Source organism: Rhizobium binae (genome assembly GCF_017357225.1).
Classification (GTDB): Bacteria; Pseudomonadota; Alphaproteobacteria; order Rhizobiales; family Rhizobiaceae; genus Rhizobium; species Rhizobium binae.
On record NZ_CP071611.1, the window covers coordinates 91289 to 117376 of the forward strand.

Consider the following 26088-nt stretch of genomic DNA (forward strand, 5'->3'; position numbering starts at 1 on the left):
TGTTTACCGCAGTAAACTTCCTGATCATTTCCGCCCCCACGCCTTGTGGATCAGATCGACAATTTCGGTGTTGACCGCATCCATTGCCTCCATGGCGCGGTCGTAGGTCGCCCGGGTAAACTGACTTCGCTCGACCTCATAAAGCGTCTGGTTGGTCATCGCCGCATCTGAAATCGCCACGCTGCGCAACATCGGATTGGTGAGCACGTGGTTCTTGAACATCGACCGCATGAAGGCGACCATCTGTGTCTGCGGCCCATCCTGTGGATCGTAGCGGGTCACGAGATACCGCAGCCAGTCGAGGTGCATGTTGCCGCCGGCGCCCTTCAGCGTGTTCAGCACTTCACCAAGCATCTGCAGGAACTGGCACATCGACATGACATCGAGCATCTGCGGATGAACGGTGATCAGGACCGCCGTCGCGCCGCAAATGGCGCTCATCGTCAAAAAGCCGAGTTGGGGAGGGCAGTCGATGATGACGACGTCGTAGTCGTCGGCGACCGAAGAAAGCGCCTCGTCCAGCCGCGCGAAGAAGACGCGTCCATAGTCGCCTGCCTTGCCCTGAGCGAGGACCCGGGGCGTGTCATGCTCGAATTCCATCAGCTCGAGGTTGCCCGGCACCAAATGAAGGTTCGGGAAATTGGTCGGCCGGATCACCTCCCGCAGCGGCCTCCGCCGATCGTCGTAGCGAATGGCGGCGTAGAGCGTCTCGTTCTCGTTGACGTCGAACTCCGGCTGAAAGCCGTGGATGGCCGAGAGAGACGCCTGCGGGTCGAGATCGACGGCAAGGACGCGGTGACCTGTCAGGGCGAGGTGCTGGGCAAGATGCGCCGCACTTGTCGTCTTGCCGCTACCGCCCTTGAAGTTGACGACGGCGACGACCTGCAGATGTTCGTGGCCGCGGCGATGGCGCACATAATGTGTTCCGGCGCGAGCATTGTGCTCGAGGAAGGCGCGCATCTCCTCCATCTGTTCCGCGGTGTAGGACCGACGGCCCGACGGCGTAACCTGGGGGAGGGCACCCTTGCCCTCCAGCGACAGATTGCGAAGATAGCCGCTGGTCACGCCGAGAAACCGCGCCACTTCGGCAAGCTGAAATTCCCTGAGCCCCTTCAGCGCGCGCGGCGGAAACATCTCGAGTCGATGCTGCTTCAGCTTGTCGGATAGTTCCTGCGCCTGACCGATGATCAACTGATCGACCTCGGAAATTGCTTTCTCTATTTGCGGTGCCATATTCATGGAAATCTCGAAAATGCGATTTAAAAGCTCTACGCGCTTTGAAACCGCATTTAGCGCCGATTCTGGAGGAGTGGCAAGGCAAATAGGGTTAACAAGACCCTATGAAGAAGTTGTCCAATCTTTTTCAAGCACTTGCCCAAGCGAGCGGACCCTTGGTCCGTACGGCAATCGCGCATTCACAGGCCGAATCGGACGAGGCCAGGCTGCAACAATGGCATTGTACCGAAATCGCAACGTCGAGCATGCAAACCTTTGACGTAAGCCCGGCCCGTCGGGACGATGGAGCGTCGCATGCCAGAAAGGCGTGCCGCGGCTGGCCGGCCAGCCGCGGCTTGGCAAATGACCTAGATCTGAACTCACACGAGAGTTGCCGGTCTGTCCGTTTACTCCCCGAGCGGATGGGAGATATCCGCGGTGGAGGCCGCGGCTGTCGGACCGCGGCTTTCCGCCTGGCCCATCGCCGTCACCAGTGCGATGATCGTTTCACGGATGTCGGGATCGGCGATCTTCAGAAAGGCACGATTGAGCACCAGTCCCTCTTTGGTTTGCAGGAATTCGGCAACCGGATCGGTATGGTTCGGTCCACCCAGCCCTCGCACCGCCAACCGCTCGGAGTCGCCCTGCTCGAAAAAAAAGCTCGGTGACGTGTGAAGCACCTCGGCGATCCGCTGCAATCGACTCGCGCCGATGCGATTGATGCCCTTCTCGTATTTCTGAACCTGCTGAAAGGTCACGCCGATCTGCTCGGCAAGCCGCTCCTGGCTCATTCCGAGCAATTGCCGCCGCGTTCTGATGCGCGCTCCGACATAGCTGTCTATGGCATTTGGTGTCTTGACATTCATCGCGTATTTTCAGCCTCGATTGCATTTCAACCTGGGCTAGCTGTAGTGCCCCTGTGAGTGGTTTGCCACGGGTGTTTTCACATAGCAAACGACATATGCGATGATCCCGGCTGACTGTGGTATGAAAACCCCCATCGCAAAGACGGGCGAGCGTGCAAGAACCCGCTCGACCGAAGCAAAATCGAACAAAAGCCGTACCAATCCTGGAGAAACCGGGCTGGTGATTGCGGCCAGGCGTGGGTTAAATGCTTTTCAGCGACCGTCGCTCGACAGTCTTGCCAGCCCCGATCGCCGCAAATCCATAGAAAACGACGCAGTACGGCACCGATCGTGCCCGTTCAGGAGAGATATTGATGGCAACCGTTGCCGAAGGCGCGCCGCGTTTCGAAAAAACGACGATGTCCATTCTGATGGCGGTCAGCTTCTGTCATATGCTGAACGACATCATGCAGTCGCTGCTCGCCTCGCTCTACCCGCTGTTCAAGGCAAATTACGACCTGGACTTCGTGCAGATCGGCCTCCTTACCATGACATTTCAGGTCACCGCTTCACTGCTACAGCCGATGGTCGGGATCGTCACCGATCGCTGGCCGATGCCCTATTCTCTGCCGGTCGGCATGGCGAGCACCTTTTGCGGTCTCATTCTGCTCGGCAACGCCAGCAGTTTCGCATTGCTGCTGCTGGCAGCAAGCCTGATCGGCTTCGGTTCGGCGGTCTTCCATCCGGAGTCCTCGCGTGTTGCCCGTCTTGCCTCCGGCGGTCGCCACGGTTTTGCGCAGTCCTTTTTCCAGGTCGGCGGCAATGCCGGCCAGGCGATCGGTCCGCTGCTCGCCGCCTTCATCGTGCTGCCGCTCGGGCAGCACAGCGTCTCCTGGTTTGCCGCCATCGCCATGGTCGGCATGATCGTACTGAGCTGGGTGGGCAACTGGTACATGAGCCATAGGCGCCAGAACGCCAGCAGGCCTGCCGTCAGTCGAACCCTGCCGCTGCCGCAGAACAGAGTCGTCTGGGCGCTGCTGATCCTCGTGCTGCTGACGGCAACGAAGAATGTCTACATGGCGAGCGTATCCAGCTACTTCACCTTCTATGTCATCGACAAGTTCGAACTCAGCGTGCAGCAGGCGCAGCTGATGCTCTTCCTGTTCCTCGGCTCGGTCGCCGTCGGCACTTTCCTCGGTGGACCGATCGGCGATCGCTTCGGCGCCCGTTTCGTCATCTGGTTTTCGATCCTCGGCGTCATTCCCTTCGCATTGCTGCTTCCGTATGCGAATCTTTTCTGGACGGGCGTGCTCAGCGTCGTCATCGGCCTGATCTTCGCTTCGGCATTTTCGGCGATCGTCGTCTTTGCCCAGGAGCTGGTGCCCGGCCGCGTCGGTCTGATTGCCGGCGTTTACTTCGGCTTCGCGTTCGGGGCAGGGGGGCTTGGTGCGGCTTTGCTCGGTGATTTTGCCGATACGCACGGCATCGACTTCGTCTACCGCGTCTGCTCCTACCTGCCATTGCTCGGCCTGCTGACGATCTTGCTGCCGCGCATCCCGAAGCAAAAGCGGGCCTGAGGCCATCTAATTCTTCTAAGGCTGTATCGCATCAGGCGCCTGTGAAATGATAAGGTGCGATGAATGAGCCGGAGGAAAGCATGACGAAGAAGACGCTGTCGGATTGGGCGGAGCTTGCGCAGAAGGAGCTGCGTGCCTCGCCCGAAACGCTGACCTGGCAGACGCCGGAAGGCATTGCCGTCAAGCCGCTCTACACGGCCGAAGATCTCGAAGGCGCTGCCCACCTCGGCTCGCTTCCCGGTTTTTCGCCTTTTACCCGCGGCCCGCGCGCCACGATGTATGCCGGCCGGCCATGGACGATCCGCCAATATGCCGGCTTCTCCACGGCAGAGGAATCGAATGCCTTCTACCGTCGCAATCTGGCCGCCGGCCAGAAGGGCCTGTCGGTCGCCTTCGATCTGGCCACCCATCGCGGTTATGACAGCGATCATCCTCGCGTCGAAGGCGATGTCGGCAAGGCGGGCGTTGCAATCGATAGCGTCGAAGACATGAAGATCCTGTTCGACGGCATTCCGCTCGGCGACATGTCGGTTTCGATGACCATGAACGGCGCCGTCATTCCGATCCTCGCCTCCTTCATCGTCGCCGGCGAAGAGCAGGGCGTGCCGAGGGCCGAGCTGTCGGGAACCATTCAGAACGACATTCTCAAGGAGTTCATGGTCCGCAACACCTATATCTATCCGCCCGAGCCCTCGATGCGGATCGTTGCCGACATCATCGAATATACCGCAAGGGAAATGCCGAAATTCAACTCGATCTCGATCTCCGGCTACCACATGCAGGAGGCCGGCGCGACGCTCGTCCAGGAACTGGCCTTTACGCTGGCCGACGGCCGCGAATATGTCAGGGCCGCGATCGCCAAGGGTCTCAACGTCGATGATTTTGCCGGAAGGCTCTCCTTCTTCTTCGCGATCGGCATGAATTTCTTTATGGAGGCGGCAAAACTCCGCGCCGCCCGGCTGCTCTGGACCCGGATCATGGAGGAGTTTCAGCCGAGGATGGCATCCTCGCTGATGCTGCGCACCCATTGCCAGACCTCCGGCGTCTCGCTGCAGGAGCAGGATCCCTATAACAACATCGTCCGCACCGCCTTCGAGGCGATGTCGGCCGTGCTCGGCGGCACGCAGTCGCTGCACACCAATTCCTTCGACGAGGCGATCGCGCTGCCGACGGAATTTTCCGCCCGCATCGCCCGCAACACCCAGCTGATCCTCCAGCATGAGACCGGTGTGACCAAGGTGGTCGATCCGCTGGCAGGTTCCTATTATGTCGAGAGCCTGACAAAGGAACTTGCCGACAAGGCCTGGGCGCTGATCGAGGAGGTGAAAGCACTCGGCGGCATGACGAAAGCCGTCAATGAGGGCTTGCCGAAGCGGCTGATCGAGGAAGCGGCCGCGCGCCGCCAGGCTGCTGTCGACAAGGGCGAAGAAGTCATCGTCGGCGTCAATCGCTACAGGCTCGACAACGAGCAGCCGATCGACATTCTGGAGATCGACAATAGCGCGGTGCGCATTGCGCAGATCAAACGCATCGAGGAAACCAAGCGCCGCCGCGACGGCAACGCCGTGCGCGAAACGCTGGCCGTCCTGGCCGAGACCGCGCGCAGCGGCCGCGGCAACCTGCTCGAAGCCGCGATCGAAGCGGCCCGGGCCCGGGCCACCGTCGGCGAGATATCGGACGCCATGCGCGCTGCCTTCGGCGACCATGCCGCAACACCCGAGGTCATCACGGGCATCTATGGCGAGGCCTATGATAACGAGCCAGAACTCGCCGTCCTCAAGGAGCGCATGACGGAGGTCACGGAAGCGATGGGGCGCCGGCCGAAAATCATGGTCGCCAAGCTCGGCCAGGACGGGCATGACCGGGGCGCCAAGGTTATCGCCTCGGCTTTCGGCGATATCGGCTTCGATGTGCTCGCCGGTCTGCTGTTTCAGACGCCGGACGAGGCAGTCGAGATGGCGGTCGGCGAAAAGGTCAACGTCGTCGGCGTCTCGTCCTTAGCGGCCGGTCACCGGACGCTGCTGCCGCAGCTGGTCGACAGGCTGAGGGAAAAGGGCGGTGGCGATATCATCGTCGTCTGCGGCGGCGTCATCCCGCGGCAGGACTATGAGTTCCTGCACGAACACGGCGTTGCGGCAGTGTTCGGTCCGGGCACAAACGTCCTCGAGGCGGCCAATTCCGTCCTCGACCTGCTGCAGGGCAGGCGGCGGAACCAGTAGTTACAGCAATCCGCGCTTCGCCAGATTGCCCATCAGCGCCGAAATGCCGAAGGTCCAGGGCGGGCATTCGGTGGAGAGGCGCACGGTATTGACGAGAGCGCCGAGCCCCGCCGAGGAAATCTCGACGACATCGCCGATCTTGTGCGTGAAGCCCTGCTTCGGCGCGTCGCGATCCTGCGTCGGTGCAAACAGCGTGCCGAGAAAGAGCATGAACCCGTCGGGATATTGATGATGGGACCCGAGCGTCTGTTTGACGAGATCGGTCGGATCGCGGCTGATCTGCGACATCGAGCTCTTGCCATGGAGCACGAAGCCATCTCGACCGGTGACCTTCAGGTCAAGTTCGGCCTTGCGCACGTTATCCAGATCGTAACCGGCATCGAACAGGCGGACGAAAGGACCAATCGAGCAGGAGGCGTTATTGTCCTTGGCCTTCCCGAGTAGCAGCGCCGAGCGGCCCTCGACGTCACGCAGGTTGACGTCGTTGCCGAGCGTCACGCCCTTGATCTCGCCGCGGCCGTTGACCGCAAGCACGATTTCCGGCTCGGGATTGTTCCAGGTCGAGATCGGATGCAGACCGACATCCGCACCCCAGCCGACGGAAGACAGCACGGGCGCCTTGGTGAAAACCTCGGCATCGGGGCCAATTCCGACTTCCAGATATTGCGACCACATGCCCTCGTCGATGAGGGCCTGCTTGACCTTGGCGGCCTCGGGCGAACCGGCCCTGAGATTGGTGAGGCTGCCGCCGATCAGCGTGCTGACGCGTTCGCGGATCGAGGCGGCGCGATCGGGATTGCCGGCCGCCTTCTCCTCAATGACGCGCTCGATCATTGATTGGGCGAAGGTAACCCCGCAGGCCTTGACCGCCTGCAGATCGGCGGGCGCCAGTAGATAGGGACGCGCCGTGTCCGGCGCTCCCGTACTATTGCCGGCGATCTCCTCCAAGGAGCCGACCGCCTTGCCCTTTGCGGCGCGGACGAAGCCGGCGGCATCCTGTTTTTCGAGCAGGGCGCTCAGCGTCGGCGCGTCGCGCGAGGTAATGTCGACCAGCATCCCCTCGCGAAGCGTTACGATGCTCGGGCCGGCAGCCTCGGGGCTCCAGACGCGGCCGACGAAAAGACCAGCCGAGGCAGCGGCATCGAGAAGGGAATGAGACATGGTGATCCTCCGTCACAGGCAAGCAGGGCGTGTGCTTTGAAAATTTCCGAGATGGCGCCACCCTCCAAGCCGGCAGCGGCTGAAATCGACCACATTCGCGCAGACAGGGCAAGAGATGCTGAAGAAAAAGACTTTCGTCCAATCGGATCGAATGAGCGGCTTGCCGGCAAACGCCGCCAGAAACCAGTAAATAACTATTTAGATACAAAATATCTTTGTAATTTCATATATTTACATATATTGCCACGCACTTTCAGCCTCGATCCCGCCTTGACAGGAGACAAGTTTCGTTATCTGTTTTGCCCGACATGGAGGATGCCGGCGCCAGCCGGTGCTCAGGAAATCCCGGGAGGATATTGCAGCGATGTTGAGATTTGCCGTCGTCGGAATCGACCATGGGCATACATTCGATCACGTGAAGGGATTGCTGGCCGCGGGTGGCGAGTTCGTCGGCTACTGCCCGCAGACTTCGGTGCCGGCATTGCGTGAGGCGTTCGAGAAGAACTATCCCGATGCGCCGCAGATCGATCGGGAAAAGCTGTTCGACGATCCGTCGATCGATGTCATCTGCATTGCCGCGATCCCGCGCGACCGCGCCGGGCTTGCCATCCGCGCGATGAAAGCCGGCAAGGACGTGATGACCGACAAGCCCGGTGTGACGACCTTCGCCCAGCTCGAGGAGGTCAAGCGCACCGTCGCCGAAACCGGCAAGATCTTTTCGATCTGCTTTTCCGAGCGCCATTGCGTGCGCTCCGCCGTCAAGGCCGGCAAGCTCGTCGCCGAAGGCGCGATCGGCAAGGTGATCCAGACGCTCGGCGTCGGCCCACACCGCCTGCAGCTGCCGACAAGGCCCGACTGGTTCTTCGATCCGGAAGCCTTCGGCGGCATCATCGTCGACATCGCCTCGCATCAGGTGGACCAATTCCTGTTCTATACCGGCTCGACATCGGGCGAGGTCATCGCCAGCTCGATCGGCAATTTCGGCATGCCCGACAAACCCGCTTTCCAGGATTTCGGCGAAGTGCTTCTGCGCTCCGACAAGGCGGCGGGTTACGTCCGGGTCGACTGGTTCACGCCGGAGGCGCTGCCGACCTGGGGCGACGGACGCCTAACCATCCTCGGCACCGAGGGCTATATTGAGCTGCGCAAATATATCGACATCGCCGGCCGGCCAGGCAAGGATCACCTCTTCCTCGTCAACGGCAAGGAAATGACCCATATCGATTGCAGCAGCGAGAAACTCGATTATTTCGATGCTTTCACCGCTGATGTCAGCAACCGCACGCAGACGGCAATGACGCAGGACCACGTGTTCGAAGTCTGCCGCCTTTCGCTCGAAGCCCAGACGAAAGCCGCGCGCATCGGCGCTCGCTGAGGAGGAAAACATGACCAGGAAATTGCGCGTCGGCGTCATCGGCGCAGGCATTGCCGCGCGGCATCTGACCGGCTTCGGCTGGAACAAGGATCTTTTCGACGTTCCCGTTCTATGCTCGCTCGATGAGGATCGTGGCAAAGCGCTATGCGAAGAGTTCGGCATCGGTGAATATACGCAGGATGCGGATTCGCTGTTTGCCCGCGACGATCTCGACATCATCGATATTTCAACGCCGCCGAGCTCGCATTTCGAGCTTTGCCGCAAGGGCATCGAATCGGGCAAGCACGTGATCTGCGAGAAGCCGCTCTTCGGCTCAATCGCCGAGGTCGACGAGATGGAGCGCATCCTCGCCCGTTTCCCCGGCAGGAAGCTGATGCCGATCTTCCAGTATCGCTACGGCTCCGGCCTGCAGAAACTGAAGCTGTTGATCGAGCGCGGCCTCGCCGGCAAACCATTCCTGACGACGATCGAGACCCATTGGTGGCGCGGCCCGGACTATTATGCCGTCCCGTGGCGCGGCAAATGGGCGACCGAGCTCGGCGGCGGTCTTCTCGGCCACGCGATCCACGCCCACGACATGCTGAATTACGTGCATGGCCCCTGTGCCGAGGTATTTTCCTATGGGGCGACGCTGGTCAACCCGATCGAGGTCGAGGATACGGCGGCGCTTTCAGTGAAGATGCAGAACGGCTCGCTGGCGACGCTGTCGATGACACTTGGCTCCCGCAAGGAGATTTCGCGGCTGCGTTTCTGCTTCAGCGATCTCGTCGCTGAAAGCATACTCGAACCCTACACGATGGGCCGCGACCCCTGGGTCTTCACGGCGGGAACGGAGGAACACCAGGCGCGGATCGACGAGGCGCTGGCCGCCTACGTGCCGGGCGAGGACGGCTATACCCGCCAGTTCGAGCTCTTCCACAAGGCGATCATCGAGGGCAAGGACCCGCCGGTGACGCTGCAGGATGCCCGCAACTCACTGGAACTGGTGACAGCTGCCTATTTCTCGCAGCGCACCGGCAAGCCGACACCGATGCCGATTGCCGCCGATCATCCGCTCTACCGCTCCTGGCTTCCTCAAGAATAGCGCGTGGCTGCCGGGCTCTGCGAGACGACGGTAGGCCTGATAGGGCGAAGCTTCGAACGTCGGATCATTCCGACGAGGTCTTCGGCACAATCAACGAGAGGATGTCGGGCGGCGCCCGGCATCCACCTTGAACCGTTTCTTGATCCGATCGACAGGTGTTCCGTCCAGAAGCGGAACCTGGACAAGCCTGTCATAGAGCTCGAAACCCATCTTCGCGTAATAGGCAAGACCGCCGACATTGTCGGCACGAATGGTCGCATCGATGAATTCGAGCTCGAGCTCTTCGGCGGCCGCCTGCGTCGCTGCAAAAACGGCGCTGCCGACGCCGGAAATCTTCGGGCTCATGCGGGCAAATGTTGCGATGTCGGCATGACCTTTCGGCGGATCGCCATACAAGCTCAGCGACTGAAAGCCAGCAAGCGACCGATCATGCGCGGCCACGTGGCAGACAAGGGCAAACTCGCCATCGATGAACCAATCTGCGAATTCAGCGGCCGTCAGCGGTGTCTCGAGCGCGGTCGTTCCACCGGCCACAATGATTTCATTCAGGAGACTGCACAGTTGCTCCGCGTCGGCAGCTACCGCTCTTCGAATATGCATGACTTTGGTGGCCCCGTCTTTCGACGACGACCTAGTGGCGAAACCAAGAGAGCGCAAGCGACCACCGGTTTGCGACCTCCGACAATCCCGCTCATCCTTAAAATTTGAAGCCGCCGCCGAAATCCGTTCTCATCCGCAAACGAAAGAAGCACCCATGCTGAAATCCTTCGAACATGTCGGCATGACGGTCAGCGACATGGACCGCACGATCGATTTTTACTGCGGGCTGCTCGGCCTGCGCCTGCATCTGCGAAAGACGATGGCCGACGGCTCTCGGATCGCCTTTCTCGATGCCGGCGGCGGCATGCTGGAAATCGTCGCGCCGGCCGGTGGTGCAGCAAGGGCAGTTGACGTTCCCGAGGGCACGGCAGGGCTACGGCATCTCACCTTCCTGTTCGAAAGTGTCGATGAGACATTCGCCCGGCTGGAACAGGCCGGCGTCCAGGTCAAGGAGCGACCGCGGCTGGCTGTCAATGCCGAAGTTCTGCATAAGGTTGCCTTTCTCCGCGACCCCGATGGCATTCAGATCGAACTCGCAGAGAAACCGTAAGCCGTCAGTGGCCGCCCGGCCTGCCGATCGCCTCGGTTCGTGCGACCAGCCCGTTCAGAAGAAGGGCGACGAATGCGCTGCGCGTCTGAAAACGTGCGCAAAGGACGCTGCATCGATTCCGTTTTAAGGAACGATGCAGAAGCCGCGCAAACAACGCCATCATTCTTCTGAGCATGCTCAACCGGCCAATTTGCCGCGAATATACGTTCGCCAGCCGCCGAGTGACGTGATGTCCTCGGCGCCGCTCACCGCATGAGCCTCGCAGAGAAAACCGGAAACGCTCGTACCGTCGTCGAGCGCCACTTTTCCAATACCGAGCGGAGCCGGGATCTTTTGGACGAAACGCCCGAAAGCATCGGCAGGCATGGCCCAGACCTCAACCTCCAGACCGGAGCCCCGATAGTCAGTTTCGCGGATGAGACCCGGCTTCGGCGGCACCGTGCCCGGCAGCACGAAGAGACGATAGTCGCCGGTCGTGCGGCAGGTCTTGACCAGCCGCGCGCCGGTGTCGGTCAGCTCGTGATTGAGCGGCATGCCGGTCAGGTGCGCACCAACCACGACAATCTCGACGAAGCCGTCATCAGCAGCCGCAACGCGGCTCGCGTCAGGGATCGCCGCTTGCCGGTCGATGCCCATGCCTGATGTCGCAGCCCGGTGCAGCGCATCGGCAAGTGGCGCCAGAGCATCGTCCGTGAAAGCGGGCGCGATCACGGTAATGCCGCCGGGCAGACCGCCCTCCGCGAAGCCTGCCGGAACGGCGATCGCCGCGCAATCAAGCAAGTTGACAAAATTGGTATAGCGCCCGAGACGGCCGTTCAGCACGACGGGATCGGCGAGCATATCGACGACCGTGTAGGTGGTCGGTGCAGTCGGCAGCAGAAGCACGTCGACCTTTCCCCATTCGGCTTCAGTCTTCCGGCGCAGTTCTTCCAGCCGATATCGGCCATTGAAGGCGTCGACCGCGGTGCGGCTCCTGGCGCCTTCGATGATCCCCCGTACCGTCGGGTCGAAATCGGCTGCGTTCGTGGCAAGGAAGGGCTCGACCGCCGCCAGGCGTTCGGCGACCCATGGCCCATCATAGAGGAGGGCGGCGGCCTCGCGGAAGGGTGTGTAATCGAAGGGGACAATGGTCGCGCCCAGTGTTCTCGCCCGCTCGATCGACTGGTCGTAGAGTGCCTCTACCCCCTTGTCGCCGAAGAATTCCCGCTCCCCGCCGGTCAGGACGCCGATCCGCAACCCCGACACCGGCAGCTTCGCCGGCTCGGCTCGACGCGAGAAAGGATCGGCAGCGTCAAATCCCTCCGCGACCTTGCGGATCGCGACGCCGTCGCCGACGGTCGGGGCGAAGATCGTGATGCAGTCGAGGCTCCTGCAGGCCGGAATAGTGCCGGTATTCGGGAGAAGCCCCGGCGTCGGCTTGATGCCCACCAGATTGTTGAAAGCGGCCGGCACACGGCCGGAGCCCGCCGTATCTGTGCCGAGCGCGAAGGCGGCGAGGCCGGAGGCAACCGTAACCGCTGAGCCCGAGCTCGAGCCGCCGGATATATAGGCCGCATCGAAGACCGAACGTGGCGCCCCATAGGGCGAGCGCGTGCCATTGAGGCCGGTGGCGAACTGGTCGAGATTGGTCTTGCCTATGATGATGGCGCCGGCTGCTTTCAACCTTGCAACGACCGTGGAATCGACGTCTGGCCGATACTCATAGGCTGGGCAGGCGGCGGTCGTCGGCAGACCGGCGGCATCGATATTGTCCTTTACCGCGAAAGGCACGCCCCAAAGGGGCAGGCTGTTTGCTTCAGGCGCGCGCACCATCAGAGCTTTGGCGGCAGAGCGTAACTCTTCATCCGGCACCACGGTAATGAATATTGCCGGATCTTTCGAAGCGGCACGGCGGGCAATCACCTCTTCGATGATGTCGAGCGGCGTCAGGCCGGATTGATAGGCCGCGCGGAGGCTTGAGAGATCGAGAATGGTCGGCAGCATGGGTCAGCACTCCTCCAGAACAACAATGATGTCGCCCGCTTTGACGTTTCGTCCCGGCCCGGCGCGCAGGTCGCGGACGCGGCCTGCCGCATGGGCGGTGACATTGATTTCCATCTTCATCGATTCGATGATGGCGAGTGTATCGCCAGCCGCAACCGGCGCGCCCGGCTCGACCAGCAATTTCCATATGTTGCCGGGTACGGCGCTGGCGACCCCGAAGCAGCCGTCGGGAATATCCCCGTCCGGGCTTTCGCCCGTGCCTTCGTCGGTGACAAAGCTGTCGAGCCCGGCGTCCTTCCAGCGCTGGCGTTCAGCATCGAAGGCGGCTTGCTGTGTTGCCTTGAAGCGGCCAATCGACGCCGCGTTCGCCTGCAATTCCCTCTCGTAGGCGGCATAGGAGAATTCCGTCTCCTCGATCCGAACGGGATAGCCTCCGTGCGGGAAGGCGGCGCGCGCCTCCGTCAGCTCCTGATTGCTCACCGGGAAGAAACGGATCTGGTCGAAGAAGTTCAGCAGCCAGGGCTTGCCCCTCGCAAAGGCCGGCGTTTCCCGCCACGTGTTCCAGACCTGGATGGTACGGCCGAAGAGCTGATAGCCGCCCGGTCCTTCCATGCCGTAGATGCACATATAGGCCCCGCCGATACCGACCGCGTTTTCCGGCGTCCAGGTGCGGGCGGGATTGTATTTTGTCGTGACGAGACGATGGCGCGGGTCAATCGGGGTCGCAACCGGAGCGCCGAGATAGACATCGCCGAGGCCCAGGACGAAGTAGCTCGCGTCGAAGACGATATTTCGGACGGCTTGCTGGTCGGGAAGACCGTTGATGCGCCGAATGAACTCGATGTTATCAGGGCACCATGGCGCATTTGGGCGGACGAGTTCCTGATACTTGCGCATGGCAAGCTCCGCATCCGGATCGTTCCACGACAGCGGCAGGTGCACGATACGGCTCGGCACCTTGACCTCCTGTGCTGCCGGCAGCGTGGTCTCGATCTCGCAGAGCAGCCCGAGCAGGCGCCGACGCGTCAGCTGCGTGCCATCATAATGGATCTGCAGCGAGCGGATGCCTGGCGTCAGATCGACGATACCGGGCAGGCGGGCCTCGACGACAGCCTGCATCAGCAGATGAGCCCGCAGCCGGAGCGCGATGTCGAGTGTCATCGGCCCATATTCGACGAGCAGATTGTCGTCGCCCTGGCGGCGATAGACGACCGGAACCGGACCTTCCTCGCTGACGCCGACGATTGGCGAACCCGTCGCTTCCGTGGGCCGTCGCACCGCCGGGCCGGCGATCGGATCTGTCGGCCGGGCCACGGCGTGAAAACGGATACGGTCGCCCGGCTTGAACTGCCCCATCTTCCATTGCTCGTCACGCGCGATCACCGCCGGGCAGACGAAACCGCCGAGGCTCGGACCGTCAGGCCCGAGAATGATCGGCATATCGCCGGTGAAATCGATCGCTCCGATCGCATAGGCGTTGTCGTGCAGGTTGGACGGGTGAAGCCCTGCCTCGCCACCGTCACGGCGTGCCCAAAGCGGGGCGGGGCCGATAAGGCGCACCCCGGTGCGGGCGCTGTTGAAATGCACTTCGTACGTTGCGGAGAACAGTGTCTCGATATCTCCATTCTGAAAGAAATCCGGGGCGCCATGCGGACCGTAGACGACGCCGACATCCCATTCTCGGGACAAGGTCGCCGGCTCGGCGGCGGGCTTGGCCGGTTCCACCGGGGCATGCCGGGCGAAATGCAGCACATGCCCGGTCTTGAGTGTGCCGGTGGCGTTGCCGCCAAACTGGCCAAGGCCGAAAGTCGCCCGCGAGCCAAGCACGACAGGCGCGGCAAAACCGCCTGCAACGGCGAGATAGGCGCGCTGTCCAGGCCCTTCGATCGTACCGACCGACAACACCTGGCCCGCCCGGATCAAGACCGGCTCGTCGTGGGGAAGCCTGATCCCATCGCATGTCATCGCCATCCGCGCGCCGGCGAGGGCGATCGTCTGATCGGCATAAAATCGCAGGGTCGGACCGGAAACCGTCAGTTCCAGTGCGGCCGTCTCGTCGGCATTGCCGACTAGGCGGTTGGCATGGCAGAAGGAGCGCTCGTCCATCGGCCCGCTCGGCGGCACGCCGACGTGCCAAAGGCCGAGCCGGCCCGGCAGTTCCTGAATGCTCGACTGCGCCCCGGGTGCGATAACCTCGATGATATCGGGAACGAAGGCGAAGTCGCGCAGCGCCGTCGTGGCCACCTTGCCGCCGGCAAGCATTTCGGAATTGGCAATCGCCCGGAGATAATCAAGATTGGTCTCGATGCCTGATATCGCCGTCGCAGCAAGTGCTGCCTTCAGCTTCTCGATCACGCCAGGCCGATCGTCGGCCGCCACGATCAGCTTGGCAAGCATTGGGTCATAGAAGGGGGTCACCTCGGTTCCGGTCTCGATCCAACCGTCGATGCGGGCATCCTCGGAAAAGACGACCTCGGTAAGCAGTCCGGCGCTCGGGCGGAAATCGGCATGCGGCATCTCTGCATAGATGCGCATTTCGATCGCCGCACCCTTCGGGGTCAGCGCTCCAGCGCCCGAGAGCACGTCCTCGCCCGCCGCCTGCCGGATCATCCATTCGACGAGATCGATACCGAAGACGGCTTCGGTGACGGGGTGCTCGACCTGGAGGCGGGTATTGACTTCAAGGAAATAGAATTCCTCCCGGAGCGGATCGTAGATGAATTCGACCGTGCCGGCCGATTCATAAGAGACCGAGCTTCCCAGATCCACCGCCGCCTTGTGCAGCCGCGCGCGTGTTTCCGCGGACAGGCCGGGGGCAGGCGTTTCCTCGACAACTTTCTGGTTTCTCCTTTGCAGCGAGCAGTCGCGCTCTCCGAGCGCGATCACTCTGCCCTGGCCGTCGCCGAAGATCTGCACCTCGACATGGCGTGCTTCGGCAACGAAACGCTCGATATAGACACGCGCGTCGCCGAAGCTGGCCCGCGCCGTCCGCTGCACGCTTTCGAAAGAGGTCTTGAGACCGGTCGCGTCGGCACAGAGCTGCATGCCGATACCGCCGCCGCCGGCCGTGCTTTTCAGCATGACGGGATAACCGACGGTCTCGGCGGCCAGGAGCGCATCTTCGACACTGCGCAGCAGATCGGTGCCGGGCAGCAGCGGCACGCCGCTCGCTTTTGCCAATTCACGCGCCGTGTGCTTCAGGCCGAAAGCCGACAGATGCTCCGGTCGCGGACCGATGAAGGCGATGCCTTCTGCGGCGAGCCGCTCTGCAAAGCCGATATTTTCCGAGAGGAAGCCATAGCCGGGGTGCACGGCCTCTGCACCCGTCGCTTTGCATGCGGCGATGACGGCATCGACGTTCAGATAGCTTCCGGCCGCGGACGCCGGTCCAAGGCGCACGGCTTCGTCGGCGAGCAGCGCCGGCTTCGAGAAGCGATCGGCATCGGAATAGACGGCAACCGAGGCAATACCCATCTTCTTCAATGTCCGGATAATACGGATGGCGATTTCGCCGCGATTGGCGATGAGAACCTTGGCGAACATCGATCAGTCCTCGCCGTCCCAGACCAGCACGCGGACCGGTGTCGGATCGAAGCCGTTGCAGGGATTGTTGATCTGCGGGCAGTTGGAGATGACGCAGAGCACGTCCATTTCAGCTACCAGCTCGACATAGTCGCCGGGCGCGGAAATACCGTCGACGATGGTCATCTCGCCATTCGGCTTGATCGGGACATTCATGAAGAAGTTGATGTTCGGCACGATATCGCGCTTGCTCATGCCGTGTTTGCTGACCTCGAGCACGAAATTGTCGCGGCAGGCATGCAGGTATTTGGTGCCGTGGCCGAAGCGCACCGTGTTGCTTTCGCACGAGCAGGCTCCGGCGGAGGTATCGTGCCGGCCGCAGCTGTCGGCCGTCATGACAAGCATGACATTGCCCTCGTTCGAGATGATCTGCGTGCCGACGCCGATATAGGCTCCGCCCTGCGCCCGCATCGTGTCCTGGTTGGAATAGCGTTCGGCAAAGTCATCGGCGCGATAAAACAGCGTGTCGATCGCCTGCTGGCCGTAGCTGTCTTCGATGCGGATCGTCTGCCCCTTGCGCACGATGCCGGACCACGGCGCTTCGGCCGGGATGAAATGATCCTGCACGGCGGTTTCGAGGCTGCGCGATGCGGCAGTGTTGATGAAATCGGTCATCGTCATCTCCCTCAGGCCAACATCGCGGCGTTGTTCTCGAAGCCGCGAATGGCTTCGGCGGTTGCCGTGCGCGCGAGATCATCGAGAGCGGGCGCGGCTGCGCGAAAGCGCGTCACGATCACCGGCTTCGGCGCGTAGACTGGGTCAGGATCAAGCGGATGCGGGCAATTGGAAAATCCGACGATCATGTCCATTTCGGCGCGCAGTTCGGCATAATCGCCGCTGTTGGAAAGCTTGCCGCGCCAGTTGAAGCCGCCGTCGTCGCCGACGCGGACAGGAGCGAAGAGATTGAGGATCGACGGAATATCACGCCTGGCGAGCCCGAGCTTGCCGGCAACGAGCACGAGATTGTCGCGGGTGTTGCGGGTTTTGACGCCAGGATATTTTATGGCGTTCGAGGCCGCCGTCGAGCCGCCCATCAGGCAGTCATGAGCACCGGAACTGTCCTCGATCAGCGAAAACATCACCCGGCCCATATCTGAAAAGATGACACGGCCCTTGCCGAGCGCAGTCGTCCACTGAACCTTGACCGTATCTGCGAGATTGAGCCTTTCGCTCGTGTCAACGGCGTTCCAGGCGACCAGCGCCACGGTCGCTCCGCCTTCCCCCTGATCGATGCGGAGCGCTTCGCCGCGCTTCAGCATAGTCGACCAGTACCAGCCGCCGGGGATGGTCTCCTGATGAATGATCGCGGCCGCATCGATTGCAGGGGCGGGCAGCGGGCTCGGGGCCGGCAGGGCCTTCGGCGCGAACTCCAGCCCCTTCTTCTGATGTTCCTCGTAACGCTGCCTGTTGGCGGCGATTTCTTCGGGCGAGCGTCTGACATGCATCATGGTTTTTCTCCTGACGGACTGGAAGCCGGGTCGTCCCGGCGATGGCCCAGAGAAATGACCGGGCCGTCCCGGTCGGGGCTGAAGATGGACGGCGCGCCGGCAAGCCTGGGCGGCCAGATGGAAATGTCCTTGGTGATGGTCGCGCCGTAGCGCTCCTTCTCCTCCGGGCGGTTACGCCGCCGCTCGAAGGCGACGACCCGCGTCGCCAGCGTGAAGGCCTCGCGCATGTCGTGCGTCACCATGACGACGGTCATCTGCGTTTCGTGCCAGAGCCGCTTCATCAAGGTATGGATTTCGGCGCGAATGCCGGGGTCCAGCGCCCCGAATGGCTCGTCGAGCAACAGCACTTTCGGCTTCATGATGAGCGCCTGCGCCAGCGCCAGGCGCTGCTGCATGCCACCGGAAAGCTGTGCCGGGTATTTATCCTCGGCGCCGGTAAGGCCGACTTCGCCGATCAGCCGCCGCGCCTCGTCGACCGCGCTGCGGCGAGCGGCGCCGAAAAGCTTTGCCTTGCAGCGCGCCGCAGAAAATTCGCGGCCGAGCAGCACATTGCCGAGGACGGTCAGATGCGGGAAGACGGAGTAGCGTTGGAAAACCACGCCGCGATCCGGCCCCGGCTCGAGCGGCAACGGTTCACCGTCAAGCCGGATGGCGCCCCGTGTCGGTCGTTCCTGGCCGAGGAGCATGCGCAGGAATGTCGTCTTGCCACAGCCGGACGGGCCGACAAGGGCGACGAAAGCGCGTGAGGCAACGGTCAGCGACACGTTCTCAAGCACGATCTGGTCGCCATATTCCTTCCAGACCCTTTCGATCACCAGCTCGCTCATGCCTGCTTCTCCAGCTCCGACCATGGGAAGAGAGCGACGCGGATGCGATCGAGGATGTAATTCATGACCACGGCGAGCAGCGTGATCCAGACGACATAGGGAAAGATCATGTCCATGGAGAGGTAGCGGCGCACGAGGAAGATACGGTAGCCAAGGCCGGAATCCGACGAGATCGCTTCGGCCGCAATCAGGAACAGCCAGGCAGGACCGAGCTGAAGCCTGAGACAGGTGATGAGCCGCGGCAGGATCTGCGGCAACACGACGCGAAGGCCGATCTGCCACGAGGAGCCCCCGAGCGTCTCTGCCTTGACGATCTGTTCGCGCGGCAGTTCCAGTGCCTTCAGCGCAAGGTCTCGGATCATCGTCGGCGCGACGCCGATCGCGATGAGTGCGATCTTGGAGGCTTCTCCAAGCCCCATGACGATGAACAGGATCGGTAGCAGCGCCAGCGGCGGCACCATCGAGATAACGGCGACGAAGGGGGAGAGGAGCGCCCGGAGGTAAGGCAGCATGCCGATCAGCATGCCGATGACGAGTGCGGTGACAGTGGAAATGCCGAGACCGGCAAACAGCCGTACCAGGCTCGCCGCCGTATCAGACCAGAGCAGGTATTCGCCGGTGCGCGGATCAGCGACGAAGACCAGGCGATTGATCGCATCGGCGAAATCTGCGAAACCCGGCAGCAATTTGTCATTGGTGTTTTCCGCCAGTCGCGCCGCCGAGCCGAAAGCATAGGCGACGATTAGCAGCACGAAGGGCAACAGCGTCAACGCAAGCTGCGCGCCCCGGCTCGGTCTCGTGTTGATCCAACGCATGAGAAAAGCTCCGCAGATGAAGGATGGCGGCGTGGGCAAGCCACGCCGCCGCTCGAGCGACGCTCAGAGCGAGCCGTCGGCGGCTGCTTTCATGTAGGTCTCGGTAAAGCGCAGCTTGACGTTGCCGCTGTCGCCGAGGATCTTGCCATCCGGCATTTCGATGCCGATCACGTCCGCCGACGGTGCACCGCTGCCGAGCAGGCCCTTTTCGAACAGGAAGTTGCGGACGAGATCCATCGTCTTCGGCAGGCTGCCCGACGCGGTAAAGGCGACGGCATCAGCCGACTTGGCAAACAGCTTGGTGGCGGCAAGCTGGGATTCGAAGCCCTTGAGATCCGTGCCCGACGCCGAGCCCATCGCCTCGCGTGCAGCCTTGCCGTCGGCGCTGTCTGATGTCAGGAGCGCTGCTGTCTCATACCAGATGCCGGCGAGCGCCTTGCCGAAATTCGGATTGTCCTTCAGCACGCCGGTATTGGCGACCATCAGGTCGATGATCTCGCCCGGCACCTGCGAACTGTCGAACACTTTCTTCGCCGTGGGATCCTCCAAAATGGTCGAGACCAGCGGGTTCCAGGTGACGACCGCGGTCACGTCAGCCGTCTTGTAGGCAGCGACCATGTCGGCGTCGGAGGTGTTGACCACCTTCACATCGCGCTCGGTCATCTTGATGCTTTCGAGTGCGCGGGCAAGCAGATAGTGGGAGACGGAAAATTCGACGAGATTGACACTCTGACCCTTGATGTCGGCAAGGCTCGTCTTGTCTTTCAGGATGACCGCATCATTGCCGTTCGAAAAGTCGCCGACGATCACGGCCGTCGTATCGACGCCGCCGGCTGCCGGGATTGAGAGGCCGTCCATATTGGTGAGCGTCACGGCATCGAAGGCGCCGGCCGTATACTGGTTCATCGATTCGACATAGTCGTTGAACTGGGTCACCTCGATATTGATGCCGTATTTGTCGGCCCATTTCTTGACGATGCCGTGATCGGCGGCATAGCCCCAGGGCATCCAGCCGACGTAAATCGACCAGGCTACCTTGAAGTCGGTCTTCTGTTCGGCTTTCGCGATCGAACCGAGGCCCAGAGCCAAGGACGCCGTCAGTGCGGTAATGGAAAGAAGCTTCGAAAAAGTCTGCATTGAAATTCCCCTTTGCTTTTCTTCAAAAGGGATCGGCAATGACCATCGTGCCGCCAATCCCTTGGCTTACGAGGTCTCCCGGGTTTTTATCCCGCCGTGCACCCGGCAGGATGTCTCCCCTGCCGGTGGCAGCTCTCGGACCAGTCACGCCTTGCGACGCCGGAACCCTAGCCACCAACTCTGCAAATATCGAAGCAAGTGGCGTGCCAGGTTTCAAATTGTTGATTTCACTGGAGGCATCATGGCGCCGCCCGTGGCGACATCGCATAGCGTATGCACTTGCGCAAAAAATGTGCGCTGCCTGCCGTCGCGATAAGCTGATCTTTTGTAATCGGAAGAGAGGGGTGCGCGTGGCCAATCTGAAAACTTGCGACGCTTCAGTTCTGAAAGGCGCCCGCAGGCACCATGGTCACCAGCCGGACATCCCGGCGGAAATCCGATGGCGACATTCCGGCGATGTGGCGGAAGGATTTGTTGAAGGCGCTGATCGAGCCGAAGCCGCTGTCCATCGCCACCTGCAGAACATTGGCGCCCTCGCTCATCAGCATCGCCTGGGCGCGCGACAGCCTGAGCAGCGTCACATACTTGCTGATGGTCATGCCGGTCGATCGCTTGAATAGGTTCATCGCATATTTCGGGTGCAGATCGGCGGCGCGGGCGATGTCGACCGAATCGATGTCCTGCAGGAAGTTGGCGGCGATGAAATCGCACATGCGCGCGACGCTGCGCGAGGAATTTGGATGCGGCTGATCGCCCTCCATGCTGACAGTCGTCTTCGATGTCGTCATCGAATAGGGTTCGAGCGCGATGCGCTCGATGCGCAGCAGCAATTCATCAACGGCGTGCTGAGCCTTGGCGGTATCGCCGGACTTGGAATAGTGGAACCAGCGAGCGAAATTCTCGTTATCGGCGGCGTCGGTAGCCGAGGTCAGCAGCGTCTCGCCCTTCATCAGCCGGCTGGAAATGCTGATCGGCAGACGCAGCCGGAAGAAATATATGAGCGGCAGATGGGCGCCCGCATAGAGCGAATCATCCGAGGATTCGTCCATCTGATGCGGCTGCCCACCCCAGAAGAGGCACATTTCGCCGGCGTTCAGCCGGAATTCGTGGTCGCTCATCCGATAATGAACAGTGCCGCGCATCACGTAATTGACCTCGACCTGCGCGTGCCAGTGCGGCATGGCCATGACGAGCGGATGGGCATGAAACATCTGCAGCGCCGTCGGCGAACCCTCGATGCTGCTGGCGCCGGGCCGGTAGATTGCATGCGTACCGATCTTACTTTCCGCCAAATCCATGTTCCCTTTTTAGGAGACAGCCGCTCCCTTGCAGATAGTCTAACCGCGTTCGTGAAAAATCGGCAATTGAAAGGGAGGATTTTCAATGCGCTTCAAACTTCTCGCTGCGACCGCAGCTCTCGCACTGCTTGCTTCCGGCTCCGCCTTCGCTGAACCGGCCAATCTCACAATCTGGAGCTGGAATGTCGCGGCATCGGCGTTGAAATCCACGCTTCCCGGCTTCAACAAACAGTTTCCCGATATCAAGGTCACCGTCGAAGACCTCGGCAACAGCCAGGTCTTCGACAAGACGCTCGCGGCCTGCGCCGCCGGCGGCGACGGCTTGCCCGACGTTGTCAGTATCGAAAATTTCGAGGCTGAAATTTTCTGGAGCCGCTTCCCGGACTGCTTCGCCAATCTGAAGGAGCTCGGCTACACAGCCGATATCCAGGCGAAGTTCCCTGACTTCAAGCGCACCGAACTTGAGGTCGGCGATGTCGCCTATGCCATGCCGTGGGACTCCGGTCCCGTCGCCGTCTTCTACCGCCGCGACATGTACGAAAAGGCCGGCGTCGATCCGAGCACGATCAGCACCTGGGACGATTTCATCGCCGCCGGCAAGAAGATTTCTGCCGCAAATCCCGGCGTCGTCATGGCGCAGGCGGATTTCAACGGCGACAGCGAATGGTTCCGCATGATCGCCAACGAGCAGGGTTGCGGCTATTTCTCGACCGACGGCCAAAACATCACCATCAATCAGCCGGCCTGCGTCGCCGCGCTGCAAAAGGTGAAGGAGATGAAGGATGCCGGCACGCTGACGGCGGCCAACTGGGACGAGAAGATCCAGGCCAACACCGCCGGCAAGGCCGCAAGCCAGCTCTATGGCGGCTGGTATGAAGGTACCGTGCGCTCGACTTCGCCTGACCTCAAGGGCAAGTGGGGCGTTTACAGAATGCCGAGCCTGACAGCCGACGGTCCCCATGCCGCCAACCTCGGCGGTTCCTCGCTCGCCATTTCGGCGACTTCCGCAAACAAGGAAGCCGCCTGGAAATTCGTCAATTACGCCCTCGGTACGAATGAAGGGCAGGTCACTATGCTGAAGGAATTCGGTCTGGTGCCGTCGCTGCTTTCTGCCGAAAAGGATCCTTTCGTCAACGAGGCGCAGCCCTATTGGGGCGGCCAGAAAGTCTGGGCCGACATTCTCGCGACACTGCCGAAGATCGTGCCGAGCCGCGGCACCGCCTTCCAGAGCGATGCCGAAGGCATCTTCAAGGCAACGCAGGCGAAATTCTTCGCCGGCGGCTACCCCGACGCGAAAGCGGCTCTCGACGATGCCGCCAAACAGATCGCTTCCGCCACCGGACTTCCGATCGCGCAATGAATGACGATGCCGGGCGCTTCCGCGCTCGGCATTTCACCCGCCTGCAGCGCGGTCCGTCATTCGTTCGTGAGGAGGAGGCTCGATGCCGTTCAGAACCCGGAGCGCCTATGCGTTCCTCGCCCCCTATCTGCTTGTTTTCGCCACCTTCTGGGTCTGGCCGATTATCGACTCGTTCCTGATTTCCTTTCAGAACACCCGCATCAATCCGTGGAGATACAGTTTCCAGGCCAATTGGGGCCGCCTCTTCTACGACCCTGCTTTCTATAACGCTCTGTACAACACGCTGATTATCCTGGTGATACAGGTGCCTGTGATGATCGCGCTCGCCACTGTCATGGCCGTGCTGCTCAATTCGCCGCTCCTGAAAGCGCGCCCGCTTTTCCGTTTCGCCTTCTTTGCCCCCGTCGTCGTCGGCGAGGTCGCTTATGCTGCCGTGTTCCGGCTGATGTTCAGCCTCGATTTCGGCATCATCAACAAGATGATTTCAGCGATCGGCTTCAGCCCGATCTCCTGGTTCGACAACGCCACTGCTGCAATGGGCGTGATCATCCTCGCCGTCACATGGCGCTGGGCCGGCTATAACGCCATCATCATCCTGGCCGGCCTGCAGGCCATTCCCGACGATGTCTACGAGGCCGCGACGCTCGATCGGGTGAACAAGACACAGCAGTTCTTCCACATCACCCTGCCGCTCCTGAAACCGATCATCCTCTTCTGTGTGGTGCTCTCGGTGATCGGCACCATGCAGCTCTTTACCGAGCCCTTCCTCATCACCAATCGCGGTGGTCCGGGCGGCGGCACGGAGACACTCGGCCTCTTCCTCTACCGCCAGGGTTTCACCTCGCTCAACTTCGGCTATGCCTCGGCGATCGCCTACACGATGGCCGCTCTCGCCGTGGTGATCTCCTTTTTCAATCTCTGGATCGGGAGGGACCCGAAATGAGATCCAAATCGCAATCCCTTCTGATCCGCCAGATCGCGCTGCACGCTGCGCTGGCGCCGCTGGCGCTGATCTGGCTGTTTCCGCTGTGGATGATGTTCGTCTTCTCGACGATGCCCGACAACGGCATCTTCAATCCCGAGATCGTGCTGTGGCCATCGACCAACTTCGTCGAGAATTTCAAAAATCTGCAGGCCGATACCGATTTCATCGGCGCAATGGTGATCTCCATCGGCGTGGCGCTTATCTATACCGTGCTCTCGGTGATGCTGACGTCGATGGCCGGCTGGGCGCTGGCCCGTTATCGTTTCATCGGCCGCTCTGTCGTCATCGCCATCATTCTCGGCACGATCACGCTACCGTTCTCCGTGGTGGTCATCCCGCAATTCATCATGGTCGCGCGCGAGTTCAAGCTGGCAAACACCTGGGTGGCTCTGATCGTGCCGCCGCTCTTCAATTCCCTCGGCGTCTTATTCATGCGGCAGTCCTTCTCGATGATGCCGGGCGAGCTCTTCGACGCAGCCCGCGTCGAGGGCGTCAAGGAATGGCAGATCTTCCTGCGCATCGCACTGCCGCTGGCGCGCCCCACCATGGCGGCATTGGCGATCATTCTCTTCCTGCATTCGTGGAACAATTACCTCTGGCCGCTGCTCATCAATTCCAGACCGGGGATGATGACGGCGCCGGTGGCCTTGGGAACGCTGATTGGCCTCACCAAGGTGTCCTGGGGCGGCATCATGGCCGGCGCGGTGCTGCTGACGGCGCCGATCCTCGTCGTCTTCGTGGCGCTCCAGCGCCATTTCATCGCCGGCATCGCGGCCGGCGCAATCAAGTAATCGGGGAAGCCGAATGGCAGAGCTTTCACTTACCAACATCGTCAAACGCTTCGGCGGCTTCGAGATCATCCATGGCGCCAACCTGGAGGTGAAGGACGGCGAATTCGTCGTCTTCGTCGGCCCTTCCGGCTGCGGCAAGTCCACGCTGCTGAGGATGATCGCCGGCCTCGAGGATATTACATCGGGCGAGCTTCGGATCGGAGGCAAGGTCGTCAACGACGTCGAGCCGGCCGATCGCGGCATCGCCATGGTCTTCCAGTCCTATGCGCTCTATCCGCACCTGACGGTCGAGGAAAACTTGAGCTTCGGCTTGCGCATGAACGGCAACCCGAAGGCCGATACCGAGCGGCGCGTGAGCCATGTCGCCGATATCCTGCAGATCACCGAACTGATGAAGCGGCGGCCGAAGCAGCTTTCCGGCGGCCAGCGCCAGCGCGTCGCAATCGGCCGCGCCATCGTGCGCGAACCCGAGGTCTTCCTGTTCGACGAGCCTCTGTCGAACCTCGACGCCGAATTGCGCGTGCAGATGCGCGTCGAGATCTCGAGGCTGCACAAGCAGCTCGGCACGACGATGATCTACGTCACCCACGACCAGACGGAAGCGATGACGCTCGCCGACCGGATCGTCGTGCTGCGCGCCGGCAATATCGAGCAGATCGGCGCGCCGCTCGATCTCTACGATGACCCCGCCAACCAGTTCGTCGCCGGCTTCGTCGGCTCGCCGAAGATGAATTTCCTCAAGGCCGCGGTGCTGGAAGCGCAGCCGGGCAAGGCGATCATTGCGCTGGAAAGCAATCCCGAGACGCGGCTGCCGTTCCCCGTTGCCAGCCCCCTCGAAACCGGCACGAAGGTGACCATCGGCATCCGACCCGAACATTTCGTCGATGCCGGCGCGGGCAACGCCGATCTGACCGTCGCGGTCGATGTCGCCGAACATCTCGGCAACACCAGCTACATCTATGCCGCCATCGGCAGCGAGCAGCTGATCATCGAGCGGCCGGAATCACGCATCGCCGGCAATCGCGAGACGCTAACCGTCGGCCTTCCCGCAAGCCGCACATTCCTATTTGACGGCGCCGGCACCCGGCTTCGCTAGAACAGGATGATTTTAGGCCGGGCCGACCGAAAATCTGAATCCTGTTCTAAATTAGAGAGTTAGAGCATGATGTCGTCCGAAAACCGCTCGCACATTTCGACATCATGCTTTGTCGCAATCCCAAGGCAGAAAGACGAAAG

At 61.5% G+C, this 26088-nt stretch carries 21 protein-coding genes and 1 riboswitch; of the genes, 9 read left to right on the forward strand and 12 right to left on the reverse strand.

Annotated elements, in window-relative coordinates; genetic code table 11:
* Positions 1-24: 24 nt before the first annotated feature.
* Positions 25-1239: a plasmid partitioning protein RepA gene (repA, locus tag J2J99_RS33275; RefSeq protein ID WP_168296226.1), complete on the reverse strand. Its 1215-nt coding sequence runs from the start codon at positions 1237-1239 to the stop codon at positions 25-27.
* Positions 1240-1622: 383 nt separating this feature from the next.
* Positions 1623-2081, reverse strand: a complete 459-nt coding sequence (locus J2J99_RS33280) for a helix-turn-helix domain-containing protein (RefSeq protein ID WP_168296227.1) — start codon at positions 2079-2081, stop codon at positions 1623-1625.
* Positions 2082-2434: 353 nt separating this feature from the next.
* Between J2J99_RS33280 and J2J99_RS33285 the strand changes: the two genes are divergently transcribed.
* Both J2J99_RS33285 and scpA read left to right on the forward strand, forming a co-directional pair.
* Positions 2435-3637, forward strand: a complete 1203-nt coding sequence (locus tag J2J99_RS33285; RefSeq protein ID WP_168296228.1) for an MFS transporter — start codon at positions 2435-2437, stop codon at positions 3635-3637.
* A gap of 80 nt (positions 3638-3717) precedes the next feature.
* A complete protein-coding gene (scpA, locus tag J2J99_RS33290; protein ID WP_168296229.1) occupies positions 3718-5856 on the forward strand; it encodes a methylmalonyl-CoA mutase in 2139 nt (712 codons plus the stop codon).
* On the opposite strand, the gene J2J99_RS33295 is transcribed toward scpA, so the two are convergent.
* Positions 5857-7017, reverse strand: coding sequence for a fumarylacetoacetate hydrolase family protein (locus J2J99_RS33295; RefSeq protein ID WP_168296230.1), 1161 nt, complete (start codon positions 7015-7017; stop codon positions 5857-5859).
* A gap of 364 nt (positions 7018-7381) precedes the next feature.
* Here J2J99_RS33295 and J2J99_RS33300 point away from each other — a divergent pair, with 364 nt between their 5' ends.
* Positions 7382-8392: a Gfo/Idh/MocA family protein gene (locus J2J99_RS33300; RefSeq protein ID WP_168296231.1), complete on the forward strand. Its 1011-nt coding sequence runs from the start codon at positions 7382-7384 to the stop codon at positions 8390-8392.
* A gap of 10 nt (positions 8393-8402) precedes the next feature.
* Positions 8403-9476, forward strand: coding sequence for a Gfo/Idh/MocA family protein (locus J2J99_RS33305; RefSeq protein ID WP_168296232.1), 1074 nt, complete (start codon positions 8403-8405; stop codon positions 9474-9476).
* A 90-nt stretch (positions 9477-9566) separates the two neighbouring features.
* Here J2J99_RS33305 and J2J99_RS33310 read toward each other — a convergent pair whose 3' ends face one another.
* Complete coding sequence (locus J2J99_RS33310) at positions 9567-10076, reverse strand: GNAT family N-acetyltransferase (protein ID WP_168296233.1); 510 nt, start codon at positions 10074-10076, stop codon at positions 9567-9569.
* Positions 10077-10230: 154 nt separating this feature from the next.
* On the opposite strand from J2J99_RS33310, the gene J2J99_RS33315 reads away from it, so the two are divergent.
* Positions 10231-10626: a VOC family protein gene (locus tag J2J99_RS33315; RefSeq protein ID WP_168296234.1), complete on the forward strand. Its 396-nt coding sequence runs from the start codon at positions 10231-10233 to the stop codon at positions 10624-10626.
* 177 nt (positions 10627-10803) lie between these two features.
* Here J2J99_RS33315 and atzF read toward each other — a convergent pair whose 3' ends face one another.
* The 8 genes from atzF to J2J99_RS33355 all read right to left on the reverse strand — a co-directional run bounded on the left by atzF (position 10804) and on the right by J2J99_RS33355 (position 21716).
* Positions 10804-12609: an allophanate hydrolase gene (atzF, locus tag J2J99_RS33320; RefSeq protein ID WP_168296235.1), complete on the reverse strand. Its 1806-nt coding sequence runs from the start codon at positions 12607-12609 to the stop codon at positions 10804-10806.
* Positions 12610-12612: 3 nt separating this feature from the next.
* On the reverse strand, positions 12613-16152 hold the full coding sequence (uca, locus tag J2J99_RS33325) for an urea carboxylase (RefSeq protein ID WP_168296236.1): 3540 nt from the start codon (positions 16150-16152) through the stop codon (positions 12613-12615).
* 3 nt (positions 16153-16155) lie between these two features.
* Positions 16156-16806, reverse strand: a complete 651-nt coding sequence (locus J2J99_RS33330) for an urea amidolyase associated protein UAAP2 (protein WP_168296237.1) — start codon at positions 16804-16806, stop codon at positions 16156-16158.
* Between the two features lie 11 nt (positions 16807-16817).
* The gene (locus tag J2J99_RS33335) at positions 16818-17639 is read right to left on the reverse strand and encodes an urea amidolyase associated protein UAAP1 (RefSeq protein ID WP_168296238.1); all 822 of its coding nucleotides are present in this window, start codon (positions 17637-17639) and stop codon (positions 16818-16820) included.
* The gene (locus J2J99_RS33340) at positions 17636-18466 is read right to left on the reverse strand and encodes an ABC transporter ATP-binding protein (RefSeq protein WP_168296239.1); all 831 of its coding nucleotides are present in this window, start codon (positions 18464-18466) and stop codon (positions 17636-17638) included. The genes J2J99_RS33335 and J2J99_RS33340 overlap by 4 nt, the downstream gene beginning before the upstream one ends.
* The gene (locus J2J99_RS33345; protein WP_168296240.1) at positions 18463-19281 is read right to left on the reverse strand and encodes an ABC transporter permease; all 819 of its coding nucleotides are present in this window, start codon (positions 19279-19281) and stop codon (positions 18463-18465) included. Before J2J99_RS33345 ends, J2J99_RS33340 begins: the two co-directional genes overlap by 4 nt.
* A gap of 63 nt (positions 19282-19344) precedes the next feature.
* On the reverse strand, positions 19345-20418 hold the full coding sequence (locus tag J2J99_RS33350) for a putative urea ABC transporter substrate-binding protein (protein ID WP_168296241.1): 1074 nt from the start codon (positions 20416-20418) through the stop codon (positions 19345-19347).
* 73 nt (positions 20419-20491) lie between these two features.
* Positions 20492-20600, reverse strand: a riboswitch (guanidine-I (ykkC/yxkD leader).
* A 195-nt stretch (positions 20601-20795) separates the two neighbouring features.
* Positions 20796-21716 (reverse strand): helix-turn-helix domain-containing protein, encoded by a 921-nt coding sequence (locus J2J99_RS33355; RefSeq protein WP_168296242.1) that lies wholly within the window; start codon positions 21714-21716, stop codon positions 20796-20798.
* A gap of 85 nt (positions 21717-21801) precedes the next feature.
* On the opposite strand from J2J99_RS33355, the gene J2J99_RS33360 reads away from it, so the two are divergent.
* From J2J99_RS33360 to J2J99_RS33375, 4 genes are all read left to right on the forward strand, one after another.
* Positions 21802-23076 (forward strand): extracellular solute-binding protein, encoded by a 1275-nt coding sequence (locus J2J99_RS33360; RefSeq protein ID WP_168296243.1) that lies wholly within the window; start codon positions 21802-21804, stop codon positions 23074-23076.
* Between the two features lie 82 nt (positions 23077-23158).
* Complete coding sequence (locus J2J99_RS33365) at positions 23159-24019, forward strand: carbohydrate ABC transporter permease (RefSeq protein ID WP_168296244.1); 861 nt, start codon at positions 23159-23161, stop codon at positions 24017-24019.
* Positions 24016-24852, forward strand: a complete 837-nt coding sequence (locus tag J2J99_RS33370) for a carbohydrate ABC transporter permease (protein ID WP_168296245.1) — start codon at positions 24016-24018, stop codon at positions 24850-24852. Before J2J99_RS33365 ends, J2J99_RS33370 begins: the two co-directional genes overlap by 4 nt.
* A 13-nt stretch (positions 24853-24865) precedes the next feature.
* A complete protein-coding gene (locus tag J2J99_RS33375) occupies positions 24866-25948 on the forward strand; it encodes an ABC transporter ATP-binding protein (RefSeq protein ID WP_168296246.1) in 1083 nt (360 codons plus the stop codon).
* Positions 25949-26088: the final 140 nt, after the last annotated feature.